The following is a 25,935-nucleotide window of genomic DNA, read 5'->3' as shown; positions in this document are numbered from 1 at the left end:
CTGTGCTCAACGCATTGTACTCAACAAGATTATATAGGGATGCAAGGATAGGGGTGGGGCAGACTTATCTGCCCCACCCCTATCCATTAATCATCGCTCCCCGATTGTGTTTTGCTGTTGCTAGCTAAAAGGCTCTGGCTGTTGGGTGGATCAGGTGATGAACCAGGGTTCCAGATGGGTGCTTTAACTCAGTGGAATTTCCTGGCCCCCAGCAATCAGATTCGGGAAATGATGGGTATTCAGGCCATGCATCACCTGAATGCCCAGAGTCGCACGATTTAGGAGGTCCGCATCCGTGGAAATGACCTGCCCCTGACTATCCAGAATGGAATGGTTGAAATTAAACCCATTCAAATTGAAGGCGATCGTGCTGATGCCGAGAGCGGCAAACCAGATGCCGATCGTAGGGACTGCCCCCAAAAGGAAATGAACTGAACGGCTATTGCGGGCACCCACTTGCGGGATCAACAGTCGGCCCAGATAGCCTGCATGGCTAGCCAACAGGTTGTAGGTTCCTTCCTGCTGACCAAATTTGTAGCCCATATTTGCAGATTCTAAGTCGCTGGTTTCTCGAATTAAACTGCTTGTTACCAGGGAGCCATGCACAGCACTCAACAGAGCACCACCCAAGATGCCAGCCACCCCCAGCATGTGAAAGGGATGCATCAGAATATTGTGCTGTGCCTGGAGGGCAAACATGAAGTAGAAAGTGCCAGAAATCCCCAGGGGCATACCTTCAGAGAAACTACCCTGTCCTATAGGATAAACCAGAAACACGGCTGTCGCAGCAGCGACCGGGGCTGAAAAGGCCACAGCAATCCAGGGCCGCATCCCCAGGCGATAACTCAGTTCCCACAACCGGCCTAGATAAGACCAGATACCCATTAAAAAGTGCAAGAGGATCAGTTGATAGGGACCACCGTTATAGAGCCATTCATCCAGGGAACTGGCTTCCCAGATGGGATAAAAATGTAAGCCGATCGCTGCAGAGGTTGGGACCACTGCGGCTGTGATGAGATTGCGACCCTCCAGGATGGACCCTGTGATGGGTGCTCGAATGCCCTCCATATCGACGGGAGGAGCTGCAGTAAAGGCAATGATGAAGGTGAAGGCCGCAACCAGCAAGGTTGGGATCATCAACACCCCGAACCAGCCGATATAGATCCGGTTTTGTGTGCTGGTAATCCAATCTGCGAAGTCTGACCAGATGGCAAGAGGATCAAGCTTTTGCCGCTGTTGTAAAACGCTGCTCATAGGACTGTACTCCTTGTATCAGGAAAAAGAGTCTGTCGCGTGATGAAGCCCCTTCGAAGCTCTTTGGGACTTAGCTCTCTGGAACTTCCTTTTTCCTCCTGAACTGTGGCTTAAGGCTAGTAGCGTTGCAAGCTTAATTGGTCGGTTGGATGGAGTGCGAATGGAACCCAATGAAACCTTGATTAAATCTTGATGAATGTTGGGTTTCGCCAGGCTCCACCCAACCCATGCAACCAGCCTTGAGGTCGGACAAAAACTGAAGCTTGCCCGACCTAAAGATTATATAGTCAATCAGCGATTGAAGAAGTTAAGTTCTATGAGCATGATGCTGACTCAGAAGAGGCGAGAGCGTTGCGGGCAAAACCTTTGTGGGGCTTCAGGTAGGGAGAATTTTGGGCGTTGCTGAATAGAAGGATGATTTTCGTGCTTGAGCCTTATGCAGCCCTCACCCTAGCCTTCTCCCAAAGGAGAGGGAACAAGAGTTTTAGCTCCCTTCTCCTGCGGGAGAAGGGTTGGGGATGAGGGTAATTCATATTTGCATTCAGCAAAGCTGAATTTTGATCTCATCTCCAAGGGCGATCGTTTTCCCAGCTTCTGATTCTGGCAGGCGTGTATTGATGGCGAGGCGATAAAAGTGGTTGAAGCGCGATCGATCGACCCAGGGTGGCAGCGTCTCCCGTCGTCTGGCCGCAAAGATTTTCTGGAAGCTCGGATCTGCTTCTCCTGTTTGGGAGTTGCGGGTGACGACCACGCAACGCTGACAGGGATTAATCCCCAGGAATCGCACCGCTCCAATCTGAAAGGCAACGGTCTGGTTTACAGCAGCAAACAACTGATCTTCCCAGAAAGCTGGGACATCGCCAATTTCTATGTTGGCCCGGAAGCGAAGACGCACTTCTGTTTCTTCCAGGTTGGGATACCAGTTGGCGATCGTGGCCAGGGTAGCGGTGCTGATCAGGGTGGGGCCAGGGGAGTCGGTGTCATCGGGAAACCCCTGCTCCAGGTTCTGGCGAATCTGGACTGGAAACCCAAAGTATTCTCCCATCCAGGTTGCCAGGGCATCCTGTTCCCGATCGATTTGGAAGGTGGCCGCTTGTGCAAAACTGGGAGCAGAGACTATCACGCAGCGGGTTTCCAGGTCAAATCGAGAGCGTAAGGCATGGACCCGATCGTGACGCTTGCCATTGACGAAATGACCAGAGGCATCAAAGAGAGCAAATTCCCGATCGTGCTTCAGGGCACCACTTTTAAGCACCGTGACCCGATCCACTTCCACCCGATCGAGGGCTTTGATGGGATAGATAAACAGGCGAGACACATGAGCCATAGCTGCAGTTCTAGACAATACTGGCTACTAGATTAGCCCAGCTCCATTGAGAGGTTGCATTTTGATGCAATCCCCCAGCCATACCAGTTGCATTTGAGACAATAAAAGCACAGACATAGTGCCTGGGGAGGATACAGCCGTGCTGAAATTTTTGCATCGTCTGGGCAGCTCTGGAATGGCTCTGGGATTCATGGGAACCCTTTTGTTGTCGATCGGATGGGCAACCCCTGAGCCCGGCAAAGCCCAGGATCTCACTGAGAAATGTTTAATCAGTGCAGAGGCCATGCAGTCCACGGAGGGGGATGCAGTTACCCTGCTGATGGTGGAAGAACTGCGTCGGGCTGCGGCCAGTGAGTTGAGGCTTTGTCAGCAAGCTCTGGCCAATGCCCAAAAAACGGGGAATCGCCAGCAGGAAGCGGCTCTGCTGCGGGCGATCGGTACGATGTATAACATCACCGGCGAAAAAGTCAGGGCTGTGGAGTTCCTGCGGCAAGCCTACACCCTGAACAAGATGCTGGGCAATGATCTGAACGTCGATCTGGTGAGAATGCTGGCCTCCAATTATGTGCTGCTGGGGCAATATGAAACCGCCCTCCAGCTCTATCGAGAGCAGTTGGCTTTCATGACCAGGGGGAAGGGGGAGTTCAGTAATGAGGAAAAAGGTTGGGTTCTGGCTGATCTGGCTCAGACCTATGCCCTATTGGGACAGCCTGCGGAAGCCCTCAAGTATTACCGCCAGGGTCTGGCCCTCAATCCAGACAGCCGATATATCAAGATTCAACTGGGGGGAGCTCTCTTCGATGCTGGTGATCGGGCGGAGGCACAACGCCTGTTGGAGTCTGCCATTCCCAAACCTGTGCCCATTCCGGCAGGAGAAGCCCTACAGTTTGATTGGAGCCGAATTCTGGAGTTTGAATGGGCAGGACTGAGGAATTTATATTCCCTGTTACAAGAAATCTTGGTGGCCCAGGGCCAACCCGATCGAGCCCTGGAAGCTGCCGAAAGGGGGAAAGCCGTGGCATTTACGGAGGCGGCTGTAGTTCGCTTGGGTCTCCAGTCCCTCAACCCTGCACTGATCTATCAACCGACTGTGCAACAACTTCAGCAAGTAGCTGCAACTCATAATGCCACGATCGTGCAATATTCTATTATCCTGAACCACAAAAGATTTGGCCTGGGAATAGAAAATAAAGCCCTCTACATCTGGGTAATTCCTCCCCAGGGCAAGATTACCTTTCGGCAGGTGAGTTTACCCCTCCCATCGGGGCAACCCAGGAATTCTCTGGAAGTGCTGGTGGCCAGCAGTTTGCGGTCTTTGGGAGTGACTCGAAGTGGGCTCGTTTTTAGGGAAGAGGTGAATCAGGCTGCGGCTAATCCGATCGACCCGGTGGCCAATCAAAATCTGCGAGACCTCTATCAACTTTTGATCCAACCGATCGCGGATTTGTTGCCCCAAAATCCAGAGGAGCAGGTGATCTTTGTGCCCCATCAGGAACTATTCCAGGTTCCTTTCGCAGCCCTGCAGGATGAAACGGGCCGCTATTTGATTGAACGCCATACCCTGACGATCGCCCCTGCCATTCGGGTACTGGCCCTGACCCAGCGACAGCGTACTACCCTTGCCCAGAACCCTGGACGTTCGGGCGATCTGCCCCTGATTGTGGGGAATCCCACCATGCCGCTGGTTTCCGTGGCCCCCAATCAACCGCAACGGCAACTGGCCGCCCTGCCCGGAGCGGAAAAAGAGGCCAAATCGATCGCAGCGCTGTTGGGAACCCAGCCCCTGCTTGGAAACCAGGCCACCAAAGCAGCGGTCATGCAACGCATGCAGACCGCCCGATTGATTCACTTGGCAACCCATGGCTTTTTGTATGCCTATCGGGGCAATGGGCTGTATCAACCCCCCGATGGGGACTACAGCCCCTTCCTATTTCCAGGGATTTTGGCCCTGGCCCCATCGGGACGAGATGCCGGACTCCTGACGGTGGGAGAAATTGTCAAGCTCAGACTGAGGGCTGAACTGGTGGTGTTGAGTGCCTGTGAAACGGGCCAGGGGATTGTGTTTTCCGACGGGGTGTTGGGACTGGCTCGATCGTTCCTGATCGCTGGTGTCCCTTCGGTGATGGTGTCCCTCTGGCAAGTGCCCGATGCCCCTACCAGTTTCCTGATGACGCAGTTTTACCAGAACCTGCAACGCCAACCGGATAAGGCCAGGGCATTGCGTCAGGCGATGCTGGCCACATTGAAAGAATATCCTAATCCCAAGTCCTGGGCTGCGTTTGTCCTGATTGGTGAGCCGGAATAAGGGGGTCGATCGTCTGGGTTAGGGAGAACTGGGCGCGGGGGCAGGGGGCGGTGGTGCAGGTTCTGCTGGCGCGGGGGCAGGGGGYGGTGGTGCAGGTTCTGCTGGCGCGGGGGCAGGGGGCGGTGGTGCAGGTTCTGCTGGAACTGGAGCAGGGGTATTCTCAGCCGCTGGGGCAGCCGGGGCAGGAACTGGTGTGGCTGGGGCTGCAGGTGCAGCAGGATTCGGACTGGCCGGAGGAGACACCGATGGGGAATTACTAACCGCTGGGGCTGGATTGGGCTGACTCTGCTGGGCTTCACGCCGTTTCTGGGCTTCGGATCGGCGTTGCTGATTCTGCTGTTGGTAGCTGGAGCCTTCCTCCTCAAAGGTGACCTTCTTCCGCACACCTCGCTGTCCTCCGTCCGAGGGGGAAAACTTCCACTTTCTGACAGCTTCCAGCGTGGCCTGATCTGTCCTGGCATCGCCGCTGGACTGCCTTAAGCGCACATTGACCACATTCCCATTGGGGTCAATGTCAAAGACAACCCGAGCACTTCCCTGGGTGCCCTGATATTGGGGTTTGGGGCAACTCACACAAACGGTTCGACTCGAATTCTGAGCTGGAGTGGGGGTAGTCGTCCCTGTTGCGGTTGGGGTTGCCGGTAGATTGGGGGTCATTCCAGAGCCGGTTGGCCCTTTTCCTGTGGGTAGGCTAAGGGCTGAACCGCCAGTGCGAGAGGGGCTGGCTCCACCAAACAGGCTTCTGAAGTCCCGCAGACGATCGCCGAAGGAGGGCACCACAGTTTTACGTCCTGGTATTGCTTGCCGCACCGCAAGCCCAGGTTGGAAGTCCTGGAGTGCTGCTACCGGTCTGGCAGTGGGTTCCAACCTGCCAGGAGCGGGATCTGCTTCAGGGGGCAGTTCAGTCCTATCGATAGGAATTGTCGCTGGGGGCAAGACAGCTACATCTGGAGCTGGCTCTACCCTGGGTGCCTCCGGTGCCTCCGGTGGCGGGGCTGGGTCTTCCGTCACCACAACCTCCGTCCAGCTTTCCTCGTCAGCCGTCTGTACCGGGGAGAACCGATCGACCCTGAGAAACCCCAGGGTACTATGGAGGGCGACAGAACCCAGGAGGCTACAGGCTAGTGCCACCAGGAGCACCTTCTCCTCCTGCTCCCGTCGTGAATCTGCAAAACTGGAAAGACCCATTGTAATCTCCTCCCCCTATGGCTGTTGGGTCGCTACGGCCAATCTGGCCCCCGGCACCTGGCGGACCTGATCCATCACGGTAATCACCCGACCGTGGGGGACCTGCTGATCCGCATTAATGATCACGATTGCCCCTTTCTGGGCGTCCACCAGACGCTGCAACTGAGCTTTAATCTGATCTGCCTCTGTGGTCTGACGATTCAAAGCAATTTTTCCTTGGGCGTCGATCGTGATCACGATCTTGCTCTGGTTCTGCAGTTTTGCTGTGGTTGCTTTGGGCAGGTTAACGGGCAACCCCTCAGTTCGATTCAGGAACAGGGTGGACATGATGAAAAAGGTCAGAATGGCGAAAATGACATCGATCATGGGCACGATGTTGATCTGCCCGGAGGTTTCCGGCTCATCGGGTAGTTGCATAGGACAGGACTCCCTGGGCATAGTGACGACGATGGAGCAATTCCAGATGACCGCCGTATTCCTGGATCTGGGCTTTCTGTCTCAGGTAGAAGCCCTTGAACAGATTGGAGAATAGGAGGGTGACGATCGCCACAACCAGGCCAGTGGCAGTTGAAATCAAGGCCTCGCTAATTCCAGCGGTCACATTGGCGGTATTGCTCCCGGCCAGATCCCCCAGTCGGAGAGAGGCAAAGGAATTGATCAGCCCTAGCACTGTCCCCAGCAGGCCCAGCAGGGGAGCCACAGTGACGATCGTCTCGAAGACGGTATTGAACCGCCGTAGAGTCGGAAGTTCTGCCTGCGCTTCACTTTCCAGGGCCAGACGAAATTCCTCCTGACCGGCCTGCTCCAGTTCCAGGGCAGCCAGAAAAATCCGGGCGATTGGCAAGCCAGCATGCTTCCGGAGTTGGAACAGGGCTGCACTAGAGTCCTGGGGGTAGAGTGCCAATACCTCTCGCACGACCCGACGTTGTCGTCGCTGGACCCGAAACCAGAAAACACATCGCTCTGCAATCAATGCCAGAGCCACGATCGAGAATGCAAGTAGGGGCCACATGACCACACCACCCGCTACAAATATTTGAGCAATGCTCATTGATCACGCTCCTTTGAGGACAAGGAATTATCAAGACTAATTCTCAATTAGCTTACTATAAAGTTGCAGTTGCTAGGTAAAGCTTAAATGGGCTGTAAGCTTTCTTGGGCAAGAGATTTAAGAGAAACTCCACCAGCCCAACAAAGCAGCTATTAATCCTGATCGGAGTCTTCCCTTTACCTGGAAAGGCTCTCATGGCCCTTTCCAGGAACAAGAATTAGCAAGCTAATGAAAATATATCTCAATTTTATTCTGGGGTGAAGAGCTGATATTTTCTAAGATCTACTGACAAATACCTGCTGTAATTGTTGACAGGCTGTTTGAATCGCGCCAATACTACCCGGATTCACCAGGCCATAGTAGTCAAAGACATACACCCGATCGTTGCTCACAGCCTTCAACTGACGCCAGAAAGGAGCTGCTTTGAGCTTGGCGACAGCGCCATCTCCCACATCCACAAGCATCAGAACTTCCGGATTAGCCTCCAGGATTTTTTCAGGGGAAAGGGTAACATATCCGCGCTGAGGACTGTTTCCTTGGAGATCGGCAACCAGATTGTTGGCCTGAAATTGGGCCAGCAAGTCTCCAGCCCAGCTCGTTTTGTTGGGAGCCAGAATCGGCTGATAGCTGACCAGGATCAGGGTCGAGGGTTTGTTTCTGGCTGTGGTGGCAAAGCAGGATTGGTAGGACTGTAACAGGGGCTCTGGATCGGCCTGGATCTCCCCCGCTAAGGTGCGGGTGAGGTCCTGCAGCGATCGCCAGTTCTCGACCTGGGTCAGCAGGGTGCGAATCCCCAATGCTTGCAGTTTCTCCAGTACCTGCTCATGAAAGCCCGCAGCCCCAATGACCAGATCAGGCTTCAGCGCCACAATTTTTTCCAGATTGGGGGGAGTTTGGCCTTCACTAACCTGGGGGATTCCTGCCAGGTCAGGATTTTTTCGGAGTAATCTGCTGCCAGGAATGCCGACCAGTTTTGTTTTATCCAGCCTGTGAATAACGTCTGTCGAAAGGGATGTGAGTGTGACAATCCGTTGCACCTCAGGTGCTTTCGCAGGTCGGACAGATGGTGCTGGAGTGGAGGAAATGGGGGTACTTTGCGATGGCGCAGTGATCGGGGATGTTGGGGAGCATCCCATCACGATCAAGCCCAATAATGGCAGACTGATTTGCAGCAATGATTTAAGTTTAATGGAAAGCATGGGCAGTTGATGAATAGGATGACTTTTCTCGGCATTGTGTTCAGGAATTTGGCCTAAGATGCTTGAGGAATGGGCAGTGTTGTCGCTGGTTGCAACAGGCTGACCAGATGCCCTTCTGGGGTGCGAACTGCGGCAACTTTACCGAAGAAAGGTTCACGTACCCGGCCTTCTAGCTGACCTCCCAGAGCTTCCAGGGCCGCGATCGCCCCATGCACATCCTCTACAACAAAACTGAGGATGGGGGAACTACCAGTGTCCGGGTCTTCTTCAACCCCATGCAGGGCGATCGTCGTTCCATTGGCATCCAGTTCTGCCCAGGTTGGACTCTCTTTAATCACTGGCAGGCCCAGTCCCTGGTGATAAAACTGAACGGTGGCAGAAACATCTTTTACCATCAGCATGATGTGTCTGAATTGAGCAGTCATTGAGGTCTCCTTAAAATTGAGTGATTGATCATGGGGTCTAGAATCGCCAGGTTATCCCGGCCCTCAGGCTGATTCCTGGCTGAGCAAAGCGAGCGATGTCCGCAGGGGTGGGGGAATTAATCAGGGGACGAACATCGGAGTAGAGGAAATATTGATCATTGAGCAAATTGAATACCCCCAAATTGAGGGTGATCAATGGGGTGATGTTGTAGTACCCGATCAGATCAACGACGGTATATCCCTGGGGGGTATAGGAACCGAGGGGACGGTTATCCCTGAGGCGAGGTTGGGCGGCAAAGGTTGCTATCAGATCAGCTCCCCAGAGGTTTTCTGGCGCACGATAACGGAAACCGACCACGGCCTTAAACGGGTCCACACTTTCCAGGGGTTGATTGGTGGTTAAGTTGTCTCCCACGGTTAATCCCAACCCAGCAATTAGGCTGAACCCATCTGCCTGCGGACTGAAGCGGTATTCTCCGCTCAACTCAAAGCCATAGGTGCGGGCACGAGCAACGTTTTGGGTCTGAAACAGATTGACTGGAAACCCTGGTACGAGGGTGAGATCAATCCCCGCTGGGGCAAAAGCCTCAATGAAGTTGTCATAGCTGTTGTAAAACCCAGTCAGGCTGAAGTTGAACTGAGGATAGGCTCCCCGCACTCCCACTTCGAAGGTATCGCTGGTTTCCGGTCGCAGATTAGGATTGGAGAGGGTCTTGTATCGAAAGGTTGGACTGGTTAGGTTCGTAAACCCAGAGTTGATTTCGTTATACAGGGGGGCTCGGAAACCACGGGCATAACGCCCCACGATCGCCAGTTCTGGCGTCGCTCGCCAGACAACGCCCAGGTTGGGAGAGAGGGCGGAGTCGCTAAAGTTGGCGGCAGTTGCCCCAGGATTGCGCAGATAGAGGGCATCAATTTGGGTACTCAACTGATAGACATCAAAGCGGACCCCAGGAATTAGGGTCAGCGTATTGTCCAGGGCAATCTCATCCTGGATATAAAGACCGAGACGAAAGGTGTCTGAGTCGGGAAAATCCTTGACCGGGAAGTTGTCGGCCCCGATCACGTTTGTCGTCAAAATGGGGAGACCGGCTGCATTAAACCGGCTTTCCAAACCGTTGCGAACCCGCTCATTCCGGGTGCTGGAAATATCCACCCCATAGGTTAATTGATTGACGACGGTATCAAGATTGAAGCGACTTTGGAGCTGAACTTCAGCACCGACGGTGCGATCGAGAAACGTATTCTGCAAGTTCCTGAGACGCCGACGGTCTACCCCAGCGCCTGTGCGCACAAAGTCCTGAGTCCGGACCTCATTCACTTCAGCGTTCTGATAGTACACCTGGATCCGGGCGGCATTCAGAAAACTGCTACCGTTGGGATCGTCAAAGAGATAGAAGAGACTGAAACGATCGCGGGAAGTATTGTTTTCCAGCGTTTCATTCTGCCCCCGGAAGCCAGTGGGTCCGATCAGACTGGCTGCCGTGATGGGTGCAACGGTAAAGTCATCTTCGTTTCTGAAAAACTCAGCAGTAAACCCAATTTTACTGGTGTCATTCAACCGGTAAATCAGCTTGCCCAACCCATTATTCCGGGCATTGGAGCGGGCATCCACAAACTCATTCCCCGTGGGGACACGCGCTTCAGATCCATCTCGGCGGGTGTAGCCGAGTAGCCCCTCCAGATCTCCCTCCCGAAAGGCCACAATCCCGGTGAAGACGGAGCTGCGATCAACCGTCTCCACGTTTGCTGACAAGCTGGTGACAACGGATTGTCCTGGAATCCGATTGAGCAAATCCCCAGGGTCGATCGTCCTGAAACTGACCACACCACCGAGTGCATCACTGCCGTAAAGAGCGGAAGCAGGACCACGAACCACCTCGATCCGTTGCAAGGTTTCAAGATCGACATAATCTCGCCCCAGGGAGGGAGTTCCAAATTGAAACTGGTTGGGAACACGAATCCCGTCATTCAGAATCAGGACTCGATTCCCACCCAAACCCCGGATATTGATGTCCTGCAACCCATAGCGCCGATCGTTGCCGACGGAGATGTTGGGTTCGTAGCGAAACACATCCCGCAGATCCCGGACCAGAAATTCATCAATTTCTCGCTCATCAATCACGGAGATCGAAGCAGGCGTGAGGCGTGTGGGTCGGGGGGTTCGCGTTCCCGTGACCGTGATTTCCTCCTCTTCCCCCTCAGCAGTTTGATCGTCGGTTTCTGGATCGAGACTGTAGAGGATTCCGCTGTTGCTCAGGGTCACTGTTGGGACTGGAGCCGTTTCAGATCGGACAACTCTGATTTGAATCGTTGTCGCATTCAGGGACAACAGCTTGACAAGGGCAATTCCTGGGATGGGGTCAGTGCGCTGAAAGGTATTACCTTCTGGTAAAGCCAGGACTGCATTGGGAATCTCAGCCACCAGTGCATTACCATCTTTGCTAAATCGGGCAATCTCAATCTGCAGTGGCGTTCCATCTGCGGTTGCCAGAGTGATGTTCAGTCCCGTCTCCGTGCTATCTAACTGCACCTGGGTTACCTGGACCACCCCTTGCCTCTCTGCCATTGGCCTGGGATCTACCCCTTCCTGGAGGGCTGTCACCGGTGGATTGAAAGCAAGCGATTGATCTGTTTCAGAGGCTGTGATCTCATGAGGCCCGATCGTTTTTGCGTCCCCACTTGCCACAGGCATAGATAACAGGATCAGGAACACACTGTTCAATAGGAGGAAATATTTCATGGCCGTATCGATTTCAATGTCTTTTTACGCGGGCAGCAAGTTGGTGCTTGCTGTTGATCTTGTTTGCGTCATCAGGTGCACTGGATCAACACAGTGAACCGATCGTCAATCATTACAGACCAGCAGGAATCGATCGGACTGAACGGGATCGAATTTTCTATGATAGAGAAGTCGATTCAATGTCGATTGATCCAGGGCAAGTTGGTGCTTGCCCTGTTTTTTATTCCCCCTCGATCGCTCCGGTTCTGTTCATGCATGCAGGGTGAGAACACCAGGGCCATCCCGACTCCGGGGCCAGGTTGGCGTTGGAGACAGCAAACAAACCTGTAATCCCACGGGTGTATTCAGCAGGATTGCTTCAACTCCAAACACCTGGCGTAAATGATCAGGCGTCATCACTTCTCTGGGAGTCCCGATAGCGGTGATATGTCCCTGGGTGAGCATGGCCATCCGATCGCTGTACCGGGCTGCCAGATTAACATCATGGAGCACCGTGATCAGGGTCAGTTGCCGCTGCTGATTCAGGTGTTTGAGCAATTCCAGCAGTTCCAACTGGTGATGCAGATCCAGAAAGGTGGTCGGTTCATCCAGCAGTAAAATCTGTGGATCCTGGGCCAGGGTTAGGGCCAGAAACACTCGCTGCCGTTCTCCCCCCGAAAGTTGCTCCACCGGGCGATTGGCTAGGGCTTCCAGATCGGTTTGGGCGATCGCCCGTTCAATCTGTTGTCGATCCGCCTGATCCAGCTCCCACTGCCACCGATGTTGGTGGGGAGTCCGCCCCAGACTCACCAGTTGCCGCACCGTCAACCCTGCTGGAATTGGTTGCTGCTGGGGTAAAATCGCCAGTTGCCGCGCCACCGATCGGGCGGACTGGGTATGAATGGCCTTTCCATCCAACAGGACAGTGCCTCCCTGGGGCAGGAGAATCCGGCTGCACAGGCGTAGCAAGGTAGACTTTCCAGATCCGTTCGCCCCTACCAGACTGAGCCATTCTCCCGGTTCCAGGGACAGATTAATATCCCGCACGATCGGGCAATCTGCATATCCTCCCGTCAGGTTTCGAGCCTCCAGGATCATCGACCCACCTCCCTACGACGCTGATACAGAAGCCAGATAAAGCAGGGGGAACCCAGTAATGCGGTAACAGCTCCCACGGGCAGCTCGATCGCCCCCATGCGGGAGAGGAGATCGGCCAGGATTAACACCCAGGCTCCTCCCAGGGCAGAGCAGGGTAAGATCCAGCGGTAATCGGACCCCACCAGTAACCGAACCCCATGGGGAATGACCAGTCCGACAAAGCCAATTAATCCGGCAATACTGACAGCGCTGGCGGCCAGTAAACTGGCCACTGCCCCCATCAACAGCCGCGATCTCACCAGAGAGGCTCCTAAACCCACCGCCAGATCATCCCCCAGGGCCAGTAAATTCAGAGGGCGGGCCAGCAGACACCCGGCCACCAGGGCCATGCCCACGTAGGGACCCGCCATCATGACCTCTGACCAGCCCCGTCCGTTTAAACTGCCGATCAGCCAGTTCAGAGCGACTTGTAGCCGTCCATCATCAGCCAACAGTAAAAACAGGGTCTGAATTGCACTCAGCATGGCATTGAGGGCAACCCCTGCCAGAATTAACCGTTCGATCGACAATTCCCCCCCGATAGAGCCCAGGGCATAGACGGGTATAGCGGTCAGGAGAGCGCCAATCCAGGCACCCAGAGGCACCCAAGTTTGCAGCACATTCAGGCTGATCAGGGCGATCGCCACCAGGCCAGATCCGGCAGAGATCCCCAACACAAAAGGATCGGCCAGTCCATTCCGCAGCATGCCCTGCAACATGGCTCCAGACATTCCCAGGGCAGCTCCTACCAGCAACGCTGCGATCACCCTGGGAAGTCTCAGGTCCCACACGATGGTCTGGTACAAGGGCTCGCCTCGGTGCCCCAGGGCCTGTCCCAAATCTGCCAGACTCAGTGGAATTGTTCCCTGGCAAAGGGATAGGGCGATCGTGACCACCAGGCCACCACTGAGGAGGACGAGGGTGGGCAGAATCCGATCGCTTGGAGAGCATCCCAACTTAAGTTCAAAGCGTTTACTAACCATATATCCACATATCCGCACATGTCTGTACGAATTAGAGAGAACACCGACGACAGGAGAGGTTTCTCTCAAGCACCACGGACGTTGCTGAATGAAGCAATGAATTGCCCTCATCCCCAACTCTTCTCCCTCAGGAAGAAGGAAGCTAGAGTTCTTGTTCCCTCTCTCCTGGGGCTAGGGCTAGGGTGAGGGTGAATTGAGCCGCTTCCTGTCCAAAATCAGCAACGCCGCAACACGTTCTAATCATGTTGGAGAAACTATAGAGCCTAATGAGAATACTTTGCAAGTAATTATCGAGATTGATGACAGGGATTGAGCAGATAGACCCGCCTGGAATCTAGTAAAAGCGCTATTTCTCAGCATTTACAGTTGATTTATGACAAATTATTTGATAATTAATCTCATTTGGATTTATAGTTTGAACTATTGTTGTGTTAGGTCATGCACCGCATGGGTGTGTGGCATTGACAGTCAATTTCATGGGCATCAAGAAGGGGATAGGGCTTCCATTCTCCCTTGCTGGGGATCTGTCTCCAGGGTCTATGCATTTGGAAACTGCGGTAAAAGAGCCTCCTGAGCTGGAATGACGATTGTACTGAGTGAGATGGATTGGTATGAACTCTACGAAATTGCCCAATTGCAAGGGGAGGCGATTTATCATGCAACATCTACCGGGAGTTGGCTTAATCTTCCTCAACAGTTAGGTGTAGGAGGGGAGCAGACCATCTTGCTGCGGAATGGTCTCATTCTGGATATCCGGGACTGTTTATTGAGAGAGGATTTGCGCCTAATCCGACAGCATGGAAGTTCCTTCCCCTTAACCTCAAAATTCTTTCTCTCCAGCTGCTCCAGGGTTTGTACGGCGAATATTCCCACGGTCAAGAGCGATTACCAGGAGAAGGCAGGCTACAACTATCTCTACTATCTGCCTGACCTAGTCGAAGTTGAGGAATGGCCAGCACAGGTACCCATTCGAGTCGTTATGATCTATGCCGATCTCAACTACTTCAGGCAATTTAAACCGGATCATTCGGATCATCGATTATTTCCCGAACTGCTGTACCAATGGATTGAAAGAGATTCTATCCAGCCCTTTCACCAATTACTGGGCAAAACGACTCCTGCAATGGTGCAGGTTCTCCAACAGATTTTGGCCTGCCCTTATCAGGGATTAATCCAACAGCTGTATTTGGAAGGAAAAGCCTTGGAGTTATTGGCCTTGCAGTTTGCTCAATGGACAGAATTCTCTCCAAAACCCGATTGCCCAATCCGCTTACGATCGAATGATATTGATCGTCTACACCAGGCACAAGCTATTCTAATCCAACAGATCAGCCACCCCCCTTCTCTCTTGGAACTGGCGCGACAGGTGGGGCTAAATGATCGCAAACTCAAACAAGGCTTCTTGCAACTCTTTGGCAAAACTGTATTTGGGTATTTACATGACTGTCGGATGGAACAATCCCGCCAATTGTTGGAATCTGGTGACATGAGTGTAACGGAGATAGCTCACCGGGTGGGCTATAGTAGCCTGCCTTCCTTTAGCAAAGCTTTTCGGAAAAAGTATGGGGAAAGTCCGATCGCCTATCTGACTGGACGATCCACCCAAAAAGTCCGGCTGGGATAACAGAAAGTCCGGCTGGGATAAGACAAAACTTGGCGATCGCTCTAGGATTTGATCCAGACAGTCGAGAAAGTTTTTCAATAGCCTTAGGCACCTGTGAACCAACCTTAGCTCAAGATTCAAAACATCATTGTGAAACCCAATTCAATTCCTCTATTCTGGTTGACCCCAGCAAGCATCCTGATGCTGATGGCGCAGCCTGTGCAGGCCCAGGCTCTTCAGCCATCAAATGCGATCTCCTATGGGCGAGATGGGAATCGTCCTGCCAAGACACTCCAAGAATGGCGATCGCAAATTGATGCCGTAACGGTAGCCATCACTCAAATTCGCCTTAACCCGACTGAAACGGGTGGCCTGGAAATTATCCTGGAAACCCAGGACAATAAAGTGTTGCTTGTCGATGCCACAAAGTTCCGGGCAGAGGGCAGTACCCTGATTGCGGAGATTTCTAGCACGGTCCTGGCCCTCCCCAATGGACAGGCGTTCAATGCCGATAATCCTACTGATGAGGTTGCTATTGTCCGTGTGGTGCAATTGGATGCTGCTACCATTCGCATTACGGTCACTGGCAAAACGGCATTACCCACCCAGGAAGTCGTGCTGAAAACCGGCTCCTTTGCCTATAGTCTCAACCCGGAAGCGGGCGAACCGGATGAGGAAATTGTGGTGACGGGGGAAAGACAACGAGGCTATGTTGTCCCCAACGCCACCACAGCCACCCGCACTGATACATCTATTCTCGATACACCCCAGTCGATTCAGGTCATACCTCAACAGATTTTTAGAGACCAGCAGATTATTCGAGTGGATGATGCCCTGCGGAATGTCAGTAATGTTGTAGGCCGACTGAATCCCTTTGGAGCCAGTACCAGTCTGACTATTCGGGGCTTTACTGCTGATAATTTTACGGCTGGGGCTATTTTGCGGGACGGGTTCCGAGTGACTGATAATCTAGGTACTCAGGAAACTGCCAACATTGAACGGATTGAAGTCCTGAAGGGTCCCTCTTCTGTTCTTTATGGGCAAAATGATCCGGGCGGTATTATCAACTTGGTGACCAAGCGCCCCCTGGCAGACCCCTTCTACAAACTTGAATTCCAGGCAGGTAGTTTTGGGCTAATTCGCCCTAGTATCGACATCTCTGGCCCTTTAACGGACGATCGTGGGCTGCGTTATCGTTTGAATCTCGCCTACCAGCGTGAGACTGGATTCCGAGACTTCACCGTCAATACGGAACGCTTTTTTATTGCACCTGTTTTGAGTTGGGATATTAGTGAGCAGACTAATCTCTCCCTCGTGCTGGAGTATACCGATGAAAAAAATCCTTTCGATCTGGGTCTACCTGCCCTTGGCAACCGGGTGGCCAATGTGCCCCGCAACCGGGTGATTGGGGATCGGGGGGATTTCTTAAACAACCGTGCTCTCACTTTGGGCTATGACCTGAAGCATAAAATCAACAGTAACTGGACTTTGAACCATGGCTTGCGTTATGTCACCCAGAACTACAACGTATTTCCTGCCCTCCCCTTCTTTGTAGACCAGGCCACAGGGGATGTCACTCTGTTTTTCGCAGACCGGGAATATCGTTCTGATGACTACTCCATCCAAACAAATGTGGTGGGCAAATTTGAGACGGGTTCGATTCGCCATACTCTGCTGGCGGGAATTGACTTGAACTTCAATCGGTTTGATGAACAATTCACCCGAGTTGACTTTACTACCCCGCTCATCTTGAACATCTTTAACCCGGTCTATGGCACAGTTCCTCGACCAGACTTAAGTGCTGTCCAGCCTTTTGCTCCCTTTGATACCGAGTACGATCGCATTGGGGTGTTCCTCCAGGATCAGGTTGCCTTCAGTGATAGCTTCATTCTGGTAGGGAGTTTGCGTTATGACAGCATCAATTTCCGGATCGCACCAGATTATGACCCCAATCAGACGAACCGATCCGATCAGGTCTGGAGTCCTCGGATTGGCTTGATTTATAAGCCTGTAGAGACAGTGTCCCTCTATACTAACTATGCGCAATCCTTCAAACCCAATTTTGGCCGAACTGCCGCTGGCAGTCCTTTAGAAGCAGAAAAATCCAGGGGATTTGAAATTGGTGCCAAAACGGAACTTTTGAATGGCAAAATGTTTCTCACCCTGGCCTATTTCGATATCGCTAAACAAAATGTGGCAACCCCCGACCCCACCAACCCATTCTTCTCTGTCACCACCGGGGAGCAACTGAGCCAGGGAGTTGAGCTGGATGTTGCTGGAGAGATTTTGCCCGGTTGGAATATCATTGCCAGTTACGCCTACACGGATGCCAGAGTCACGCGAGACAACAATATTCCAGTAGGGAATCGGTTGTTTAATGCGCCCTTCCATAGTGCTGGCCTCTGGACAACCTACGAAATTCAACAGGGCGAACTGCAGGGGTTAGGTTTCGGGTTTGGCATCAATTATGTGGGGAGCCGCTTTGGGGATCTAGCCAATTCTTTTGAATTGGGTGACTATTTGCTGACAAACCTGGCCCTATTCTATAAGCGCGATCGCTGGCGTTTGGGGTTGAATATTAACAATCTGTTTGATGTGAACTACACCAGTAGCAGCTTTAATGGTCGCAACTTTGGCAATGCCCCAGGAGCCCCCTTCAATGTGATTGGTACCTTGGCTGTGGAGTTTTGATCGATGATCAGGCGAGCGGGATTGGCCAGACTACTGCGATTTCTGGTATTCGGGCTACTGATGGTCATGGCGATCGTCTCCTGTCAGGCCCAGGTCGATCGAGGGCGGGATAGTCCCCTCCCAATTTCATCATCAGAACCCACGGACTGTCGCACTATTCCCCATGTCATGGGTAAGACCAGGATCTGCGGCCAGCCACAGCGGATCGCCATCCTCGGACCTTACCTGTTGGAGACATTGCTGGCCCTGAAGGTTCAACCCGTGGGGTTTGCTGACCATATCGGATTCCACCGAGGAGACTACAATGACCCGAGTCAGCAGATCCCCTATCTGGGGGATCAGATTTCCCAGCCTCTGGTGAACATGGGCATTGCTTATAACCCTTCGATCGAGGCTATTCTCAAAGTCAAACCCGATTTAATTTTGGGCACCGCAACGAACAATCTGGCTCATTATGAAACCCTGTCCAAAATTGCACCCACCCTGTTGCTCAAGTATGACGAGCCAGATGTCAATCTCAGGACGATCGCTAAAGCTGTCAATCGCAGTGAACAAGCTCAGCAACTGCTGCTGGAAACCAGGCAAAAAATTGCAACGGCTCGCAACGCATTTGCCCCCATTGTGGCTAAATATCCCAAACTGCTCTTACTGAGTTCCCCCCAACTACGTGAGATTTATTTAGGCTACAGTTCCCATGGTCTTTGTAGTACCTTACTGGAAGATTTAGGATTTCAGCTCATTGCCCCTGCTGGGTTCCGCAGACCTAAGCAGCCAGTTCCTGTGCCCATTTCTCTGGAAGCATTGCCTCAACTTGATCATGCTGACCTGATCGTTTTGTTGGGTCATAATTTCAGCGATCTGAAGGAGTTCCAAAACACAGATAGCTTTGAAAGCTATCAACTGAACCCTCTCAAGCAAGCCTGGGCCAGGAATGGGATTACCCAGGCCCTGAACGCCAGTCAAGCTGGACGAGTCTATTTCATTCCGGCCTATCTTTGTCTGGGGTTACCGGGTCCCATTGGCACTGATCTCTATCTCGACAGACTTAAACAGCAACTTCTGACTTCACAGTAAATCAACACCTGAGTTCATTTAATTCCCATGACCTCCATCGAAATAACTACTCCAGATGACATCGCCGACTGCAGATACTGCTCCGTCGTTTCCAGGGCCAATGGGGAGGATCCCATTGGAACAGCCAACCCCTTTGATACCCTCCTGGTCATGGAAATTTCTCAGCCCTGGACTGAAGAACGTCTGTTGGCGAATCCGGTGTTGAAGCAAATTCACGATTTATTCCACGAAATCCATGATCAACAGCTTCCTGTGGCGATCATGGCGATCGCACCCGATCGGGCCTATTCAGTCCCCAATCGGCATCGGGTGATGTGTTACCAGCGCCCCAGCCAACCCTTTGCTGAGTTTAACCGCCAGGAATTCTTAGTCTCGGAACATCAACTTGCAGAACTGGCTTTTGGACTGGTGCAAAACCCTGATCATCTGCCTGCCTTTGCGGCCGATCGACAACCCTGGTCTCCCCTGCGCGATATCATGGTTTGCACCCATGGCAATGTGGACATTGCCTGCGCCCGGTTTGGATCTCCGATTTACGAGCGACTCCGTAAACAGTATGCCTCCGATCGTCTACGAGTCTGGCGCTGTTCCCACTTCGGTGGACATCAATTTGCCCCAACCCTGATGGATCTGCCTACAGGTCACGTCTGGGGCCATCTGGAACCTGAAATCCTCGATGTGCTGGTACACCGCGATCAAGACGTAACTGGGCTGCGGCAATTTTATCGTGGTTGGGTTGGGTTGACCCGGTTTGAGCAAATGGTCGAGCGTGAAATCTGGATGCAGGAAGGTTGGCCATGGCTGAATTACGCCAAATCTGGCCAAGTCCTGGCCCAAGATCCAGATAACGAAGCCGAGAATGCTGATTGGGCAGAGCTTCGATTGGAGTTCGCTGCCCCTGATGGTACGGTCACTGGGGCCTATGAAGCCCGGGTTGAAGCCTGCGGTACCGTGGAAACGGTCTGGAATTCTGGAGAGGACCCGATCGCGGTGAAACAGTATCGAGTCAGTCGTTGCGATCGGGTTGCTTGATCTCCCATGGGAACTTTTATCATTCTCTGGTTGGGGCAAATGGCCTCTGCAGTAGGGAGTAGCATGACCTACTTTGCCCTGACTCTGTGGGTCTGGCAACAGACCCAATCTGCAACCGCGATCGCCCTGATTCTCTTCTTCTATCAACTTCCCCAGATTGCGATCGCCCTCTTTTCTGGGCTGCTGGTGGATCGGGTTTCTCGCAAACGGCTGTTGCTTCTGAGTGACAGTGGTGCGGCTTGCTGTACTCTTTCTGTCGGACTTCTGGCGGCTGCTCACATCCTCCAGATCTGGCACATTTACCTGATCGCTGCCATCATTGGCTGTTTTGGAAACATCCAATCCCTCACCTATTCCGTCATTATTCCAGCCATTGTCCCCAAACAACACCACACGCGCGCCATCAGCATGGGTGCAATGCTCCACTATGGAGCAGGAATTCTGGCTCCTGCTCTGGCTGGAATCCTATATCCCCACTTTGGGCTGTTGGGAATCACGCTAATTGATCTGGCCACCTTTTTAATTGCAATTCTGACCCTGCTGGCATTGTCCATCCCTAAAACCCAGTCGCAAGACTCTGGAGAGGAAACTGGGTCTGCCAAACCCGATCAACAACTTTGGCAGAATGTCACGTTCGGATTTCGCTATATTGCTTCCCACCCCAGTTTGCTGGCCATGGTATTCGCCCTATCTGCTTTTTCCTTCGTCAACAATATCGGTGAAACCTTGTATCAGCCACTTATTCTGGCGCGAACAGGGGGAAATGGTCAGATTCTAGGCATGGTGGTGGCAGCATCAGGGATCGGGGGGGTGATTGGGGCGATCGGATTGAGCCTGTGGAGCGGATTTCGGCGACGGGTCTTTGGCCTGTTACTGGGATTCATCGGCACCGGGTTCAGTCACCTCTTATTGGGGATTGGACAATTCCCAGCAATCTGGGCGATCGCCCGGTTTGGGGTATCCCTACACAATCCCCTGATTTTTAGTTCCTACATGGCCATCTGGTATGCCAAAATCGCGCCTGACCTGCAAGGGCGAGTTCTGGCGGCTGATTATTTGATTGGTCTGGTGATTGAATCCCTGGCCAGTCTGGCCGCTGGCCTGTTAGCCGATCGAATTTTCACCCCTGCAATGCAATCAGGTACATGGGTTTTCCGCCTGCTCAGTCCTGTGGTGGGGGTTGGCGGTGGCAGTGGCATTGCCCTACTCTATGTCATTGCGGCAATTTTCATCGTGCTGATTGGGGTAGGTGGTTTCACCATAGGGCAACTGCGAGCGGCTGAAGCGCTGATGCCAGACTACAAAGCGGTTGAGGCACAACCCCGATCGCGCTAGATGCTCAAAGGCAACGCCCCAAACTATGACTGCGGTATTGCTAACCTCTGCTTGAATACAAGGTACTCAGTAGAACTCAGGCCCAGATTTAAAGCGGCCAGCACTGCCTGCATCTCTCCTGACAGCATGGCACTCACTGCCAGCCACAATCCTGGAAAGACTTGACTTCGCATAATCCCCTGTTCATCAACAGGCAGCGATACATAATCCCCATCCTGTAGCCTGAACCAGTCAATCTGGCGATCGTAGACCCTCCAGACCAGGTATTCCTGGACGCCATTGCGACGATAGGCCCGCTTCTTGTCCCCCAGGTCAATCGCAGCACTGCTCGCTGCAATTTCTGCCAGAAGTTCCGGTGCCCCCTCAATGTAATCATCGTTACTTAACCGAACCGGCCCCCCTGATGATGCGCCAATAAACAAGGCTGCATCTGGTTGAGGAGCATAGGGATCGTTCTGACTGGAATGCCATCGCTGTCCAAAATTATAGGCTGAACTTATAGGCTGGCTCAAACTGTTCAAATGCCAGTAAAAGCATGGTATCAATTAAGAAATACTTTCAATAAGTGCTTTAACTTTGCAGATCTTATGCCCCCGCTGACGATTTCTGAATCAGCCTGTGATGCCCTATGGCAGAAAACAAATCCAGCCCCACAACTGATCGATCCTGCAGATCCTCTGGACAGGCTATTTAGGATTCCGCCTGAGTTGGGGCGCGGCTTTTATCGAAAAATTGAATGGCAGGCTGGGTTTGATATGACGATCGAGGATTATCGATTGCATCAGGATCTGACCCGCCAGATCCCAGAACATCACCATCCGATCCAGATGGGGTTTTTGTTGCAGGGATGCAACCGCTATCGGGGAATAGAAGCTGTCAGGTCAGGAATGAACTGGTTCTGTGGCACAGGGTTAGCATCAGGAGGGTTGTACGAAGAGTCTGCAACCCAGCAAATCCTCCGAGTGGAGATCCACGTCGCACCCTGTATCTATGAGTCGATGGTCATGACAGGGGGGGAGGTACCACCGGATCTGGCCCACCTGTTCCGGAGTTTAGAGGAGTCATATTTTTATCGGTACGGTGTCGTGACACCAGAGATGCAGCTTGCCTTACGGCAATTACTGGGTTGCCCTTACCAAGGACTGACCAAACGGATGTATCTGGAAAGTAAAATTCTGGAACTGTTGGCGCTGATGACGGAGCAGGAGAAATCGGGTCTGTCATCCCTGCCGTTACCCTTTGATGAGGTCGATCGCATTCATGCAGCCCGAAAGATTTTAATACAACGGATCAACCATCCTCCCTCCCTGATGGAACTGGCCCGATTGGTCGGGGTAAATGACAATGCCCTAAAGCGTGGTTTTCGACAAGTATTTGGCACGACTGTGTTTGGCTATTTACATGACTATCGCCTAGAACAGGCACGGCAGCTACTTGCGAGTGGTGAGCTGAAGGTGGCAGAAGTCGCGACTGCGATCGGGTTTGAAAGTCGGAGCTATTTCTCGATCGCCTTTCGGAAGAAATTTGGCATGAATCCCAAGGATTATCAGATCCAGTGCAGAAAATCCGCCTAGCGAACAAAACGATTCCGGCCAGCGAACAAAATTCCTTTTCTTTCCCCCTACCTACCTTGTAATTTGTTGAGAAAGATTCTTAATTGGTTACAGAGATGATCATGCGATCTCAGGTTTGGTTGATTCTGGCGGGTCTTTGTTCCTTGGGATGGGTGTTACCGTCTGAGGCGGAGGAGAGTGGGCAAGTGCGTGAGACCCCATCCCCTGAGCCACCCATTGTGCGCCTGCGCGATCGTGCGATATCCCTGCAGCAGCGCCAGCAACCAGCGACTACCGTCAAGGATTGGATTGCCCAAATCGAAGCTGCCACCGTTAAAGTTACTCGGGTGAGCCTCGATCGTACTGATGCAGGCTTGCAGATTACCCTGGAGACGGCTGAAGGCAAACCTCTGCAAATTGATGCAACGAAATTCCGCACGGAGGGCAACAAGTTAATTGCCGATATTTCGAATGCGATTCTGACCTTGCCGGGAGGTCAGGAATTTCGGGCTGAAAACCCGACAACCGATATTGTCACCCTGCAAATTACGCAAAGGACGATCGAGACCATTCAGGTGGTAGTGGTGGGGAATGGTATCCTCCCAACGACCGAAGTGGTCCTGAAAACAGGCAGCTTTGCCTATGTGCTGAATCCAGAAGAGGAGGGCACTGACCAGGAAATTGTGGTGACCGGGAGCAGACCTGCAGGCTACAACGTCCCCAACGCTTCCGTGGGCACGGGCACCGACACCCCAGTTCTGGAGACGCCCTTTTCAGTGCAGGTTGTTCCCAAGGAGGTTCTGCAGGATCAGCAGGTGATCCGCCTTGAAGATGCCCTGACCAACATCAGTAGCATCTCTTCAGCAGGCAATAACGGTGGACGGGAGGCTGCCTTCAGTATTCGCGGTTTTGGCAACCAGTTTGCTGGATCGGTGCCCACCCTCAGGGATGGGTATCGTCTTTATGGCAATTTTCAGGGGATTTCAGAACTGGCGAATGTCGATCGGGTGGAAGTCTTGAAAGGGCCTGCTTCCATTTTGTATGGGGAAATTGAACCGGGTGGGGTGATTAATCTGACCTCTAAAAAGCCCCTGGCTCAGCCCTTATACGAAGCTGAACTTCAGGTGGGCAGTCGCAGGCTCATCCGGCCTCGAATTGATCTGACTGGCCCCCTGACCCCAGATGGTCGTCTGTTATATCGCCTGAATGCACTCTATCAGACCGATCGCACTTTCCGTAACTTTATCACTGACACCAATCGATACGCCATTGCCCCAGCCTTGCAATGGAAAGTAGACGATCGTACCGATTTATCCCTGAACCTGGAATACCTGAACCAGACGGGTCCGGCTGATTTTGGCATTTCCCGATTCGGGAACGGAGTGGCACCCGTTTCACGGGAATTTGTCATCAATAACCCGGATGACTCCATCACCACCAACTATTTGAGTACAGGCTACAATCTCGAATACCGTTTCAACGAGGAATGGAAACTACGGAATAGTTTCCGCTATGTCAGCTATGACTATAACTACAGTGTGGTCGCCCTCCCCTTAGTCGTCCAGAACTCAACCATCTTGCGCTTTTTTGCCGATCAAGATGGTCAAGACCGTTCCTACTCTTTCTTCACCAGTGTGGTCGGTAAATTCTCTACAGGTTCCATCAGACATACCCTGACCGCAGGCGTTGACCTGAACTGGAGTGAATCCAGCATTCTCACCCTGTTTGGTAATCCGGCTCCTCTGGATATTTTTAACCCCAATTACGATTTATTTCCAAAACCCAATCGGGCTGACCTGGTCCTGTTTGGCAATACGCTCACGACCGCGAACCGCCTGGGCTTTTACTTACAGGACCAGGTTTATCTGCTGGAAAGCCTGATCCTGGTGGCGGGTTTTCGCTACGACACCATCAGTAGCAAAACCAGCAATGTGGCCACCGCTTTTACGCCAGGAGGGATGACCCAGCAAACGGATGATGCCCTGACGCCACGGGTCGGATTGTTGTATCGGCCTGTTCCAGAACTGGCCCTCTTTGCTAACTATTCTCAATCCTTCAAACCCAGCACCGCCACCACTGCCACTGGCGGGATTTTAAAACCAGAAAGGGGGGAGGGCTTTGAAGTGGGCGTGAAGACCGAGCTATTGAACCAGAAGTTGTTAGCAACCCTAACCTACTTTGATATCACGAAGAAAAATGTGGGCGTGGCCGATCCCAATAATCCCCTGTTTTCGATCGCCGTTGGGGAGCAAAATAGCCGGGGGGTTGAACTGGATATCTCTGGAGAACTGTTACCCGGATGGAAGGTGATCACCTCCTACGCTTACATTGATGCCAGAGTTACAAATGACACAGATACCACCCTCATCGGTAATCAACTTTTTGGTATTCCCCACAACAAGGCCAGTTTATGGACAACTTATGAAATTCAGCAAGGAGATTTGCAAGGACTGGGCTTTGGTATTGGGCTGGAATATGCGGATAGTCGTTTTGGGGATCTGGCCAATAGTTTCCGGGTGGGCAGCTATTTCATTGGCAATGCCGGAATCTTTTATCGGCGGGACAACTACCGCATTGCCCTTAATATTCGGAACTTCTCTAATGCCAGCTATATTCGAGCATTAACTGGCAATGATGGCGGTATTGAACCCGGTGAACCCTTAACCGTAATTGGCTCCGTGGGGATTCAGTTTTAAGTTACAGGATTCTGGTTATGGCAAACTGTGGTCCGCAGCCTCGGCTGCGGACCACAGTTTATTGAGCAAATTTATTAATAAATATCTGACGAAGAAATTTGCCAATCAATGGATAAGTGTTGCTCTGACCTAGCCTAAGGGCTGGCATATGATGCCGACAGTCGTGAGATTGCTAGGGGCTACCTGGGGCACTTTTTAACAAAACTTAACCCTATATTATTGAGAAAGATTCTAAACTAGCTTTGTATTTATTGAGAACCTATCTCAATAAATTGATGTCTTCACTTATGGTTTCATCTACGCAGACTTACAATCATCCATGAGTCAAATATGCCGGTGGGCAGGAAACACGTGCTTCAT

19 protein-coding genes are annotated in these 25,935 nt (G+C 52.4%); 8 read left to right on the top strand and 11 right to left on the bottom strand.

All coding sequences use genetic code 11. The annotated features are described in order from the left end of the window. Positions 1–183 precede the first annotated feature (183 nt). Both psbA and BST81_RS18715 read right to left on the bottom strand, forming a co-directional pair. Positions 184–1,254, bottom strand: a complete 1,071-nt coding sequence (gene psbA, locus BST81_RS18720) for a photosystem II q(b) protein (protein WP_075600023.1) — start codon at positions 1,252–1,254, stop codon at positions 184–186. 541 nt (positions 1,255–1,795) lie between these two features. Then, the gene (locus tag BST81_RS18715; RefSeq protein WP_075600022.1) at positions 1,796–2,581 is read right to left on the bottom strand and encodes an MOSC N-terminal beta barrel domain-containing protein; all 786 of its coding nucleotides are present in this window, start codon (positions 2,579–2,581) and stop codon (positions 1,796–1,798) included. Positions 2,582–2,720: 139 nt separating this feature from the next. On the opposite strand from BST81_RS18715, the gene BST81_RS18710 reads away from it, so the two are divergent. Next, entirely contained in the window at positions 2,721–4,886 is a 2,166-nt protein-coding gene (locus tag BST81_RS18710) for a tetratricopeptide repeat protein (protein ID WP_143780405.1), read from the top strand. Between the two features lie 18 nt (positions 4,887–4,904). Here the strand turns inward: BST81_RS18710 and BST81_RS18705 are convergent, their stop codons facing one another. The 8 genes from BST81_RS18705 to BST81_RS18665 all read right to left on the bottom strand — a co-directional run bounded on the left by BST81_RS18705 (position 4,905) and on the right by BST81_RS18665 (position 13,591). Further along, the gene (locus tag BST81_RS18705) at positions 4,905–6,074 is read right to left on the bottom strand and encodes an energy transducer TonB (RefSeq protein ID WP_075600020.1); all 1,170 of its coding nucleotides are present in this window, start codon (positions 6,072–6,074) and stop codon (positions 4,905–4,907) included. 15 nt (positions 6,075–6,089) lie between these two features. Beyond that, the gene (locus BST81_RS18700; protein WP_075600019.1) at positions 6,090–6,491 is read right to left on the bottom strand and encodes a biopolymer transporter ExbD; all 402 of its coding nucleotides are present in this window, start codon (positions 6,489–6,491) and stop codon (positions 6,090–6,092) included. Then, complete coding sequence (locus tag BST81_RS18695; RefSeq protein ID WP_075600018.1) at positions 6,475–7,125, bottom strand: MotA/TolQ/ExbB proton channel family protein; 651 nt, start codon at positions 7,123–7,125, stop codon at positions 6,475–6,477. The genes BST81_RS18700 and BST81_RS18695 overlap by 17 nt, the downstream gene beginning before the upstream one ends. Positions 7,126–7,400: 275 nt before the next feature. Continuing rightward, the gene (locus BST81_RS18690; protein WP_075600017.1) at positions 7,401–8,324 is read right to left on the bottom strand and encodes an ABC transporter substrate-binding protein; all 924 of its coding nucleotides are present in this window, start codon (positions 8,322–8,324) and stop codon (positions 7,401–7,403) included. Between the two features lie 53 nt (positions 8,325–8,377). Beyond that, entirely contained in the window at positions 8,378–8,749 is a 372-nt protein-coding gene (locus tag BST81_RS18685; protein ID WP_075600016.1) for a VOC family protein, read from the bottom strand. A 37-nt stretch (positions 8,750–8,786) separates the two neighbouring features. Next, complete coding sequence (locus BST81_RS18680; protein WP_253188378.1) at positions 8,787–11,444, bottom strand: TonB-dependent hemoglobin/transferrin/lactoferrin family receptor; 2,658 nt, start codon at positions 11,442–11,444, stop codon at positions 8,787–8,789. A gap of 297 nt (positions 11,445–11,741) precedes the next feature. Next, on the bottom strand, positions 11,742–12,569 hold the full coding sequence (locus BST81_RS18670; RefSeq protein WP_075600014.1) for an ABC transporter ATP-binding protein: 828 nt from the start codon (positions 12,567–12,569) through the stop codon (positions 11,742–11,744). Continuing rightward, complete coding sequence (locus BST81_RS18665; RefSeq protein ID WP_075600013.1) at positions 12,566–13,591, bottom strand: iron ABC transporter permease; 1,026 nt, start codon at positions 13,589–13,591, stop codon at positions 12,566–12,568. The genes BST81_RS18670 and BST81_RS18665 overlap by 4 nt, the downstream gene beginning before the upstream one ends. Positions 13,592–14,171: 580 nt before the next feature. Here BST81_RS18665 and BST81_RS18660 point away from each other — a divergent pair. The 5 genes from BST81_RS18660 (at position 14,172) to BST81_RS18640 (ending at position 21,326) form a co-directional block, all read left to right on the top strand. Next, positions 14,172–15,215 (top strand): AraC family transcriptional regulator, encoded by a 1,044-nt coding sequence (locus tag BST81_RS18660; protein WP_075600012.1) that lies wholly within the window; start codon positions 14,172–14,174, stop codon positions 15,213–15,215. Between the two features lie 186 nt (positions 15,216–15,401). After that, complete coding sequence (locus BST81_RS18655; protein ID WP_253188377.1) at positions 15,402–17,885, top strand: TonB-dependent siderophore receptor; 2,484 nt, start codon at positions 15,402–15,404, stop codon at positions 17,883–17,885. Positions 17,886–17,888: 3 nt separating this feature from the next. Continuing rightward, positions 17,889–18,959: an iron-siderophore ABC transporter substrate-binding protein gene (locus BST81_RS18650; RefSeq protein WP_075600010.1), complete on the top strand. Its 1,071-nt coding sequence runs from the start codon at positions 17,889–17,891 to the stop codon at positions 18,957–18,959. A 27-nt stretch (positions 18,960–18,986) separates the two neighbouring features. Beyond that, positions 18,987–19,991: a sucrase ferredoxin gene (locus BST81_RS18645; RefSeq protein ID WP_171974800.1), complete on the top strand. Its 1,005-nt coding sequence runs from the start codon at positions 18,987–18,989 to the stop codon at positions 19,989–19,991. A gap of 6 nt (positions 19,992–19,997) precedes the next feature. After that, a complete protein-coding gene (locus BST81_RS18640) occupies positions 19,998–21,326 on the top strand; it encodes an MFS transporter (protein WP_075600009.1) in 1,329 nt (442 codons plus the stop codon). A 23-nt stretch (positions 21,327–21,349) separates the two neighbouring features. Here BST81_RS18640 and BST81_RS18635 read toward each other — a convergent pair whose 3' ends face one another. Then, positions 21,350–21,838 (bottom strand): Uma2 family endonuclease, encoded by a 489-nt coding sequence (locus BST81_RS18635; RefSeq protein ID WP_253188376.1) that lies wholly within the window; start codon positions 21,836–21,838, stop codon positions 21,350–21,352. 75 nt (positions 21,839–21,913) lie between these two features. On the opposite strand from BST81_RS18635, the gene BST81_RS18630 reads away from it, so the two are divergent. Further along, positions 21,914–22,900, top strand: coding sequence for an AraC family transcriptional regulator (locus BST81_RS18630; RefSeq protein ID WP_075600007.1), 987 nt, complete (start codon positions 21,914–21,916; stop codon positions 22,898–22,900). Positions 22,901–23,001: 101 nt separating this feature from the next. Next, positions 23,002–25,575 (top strand): TonB-dependent siderophore receptor, encoded by a 2,574-nt coding sequence (locus BST81_RS18625; RefSeq protein ID WP_171974799.1) that lies wholly within the window; start codon positions 23,002–23,004, stop codon positions 25,573–25,575. The last annotated feature ends 360 nt before the right edge of the window (positions 25,576–25,935 follow it).

Source organism: Leptolyngbya sp. 'hensonii', from assembly GCF_001939115.1.
Lineage (GTDB): Bacteria > Cyanobacteriota > Cyanobacteriia.
This window is presented reverse-complemented; position numbering and strand designations above follow the sequence as displayed.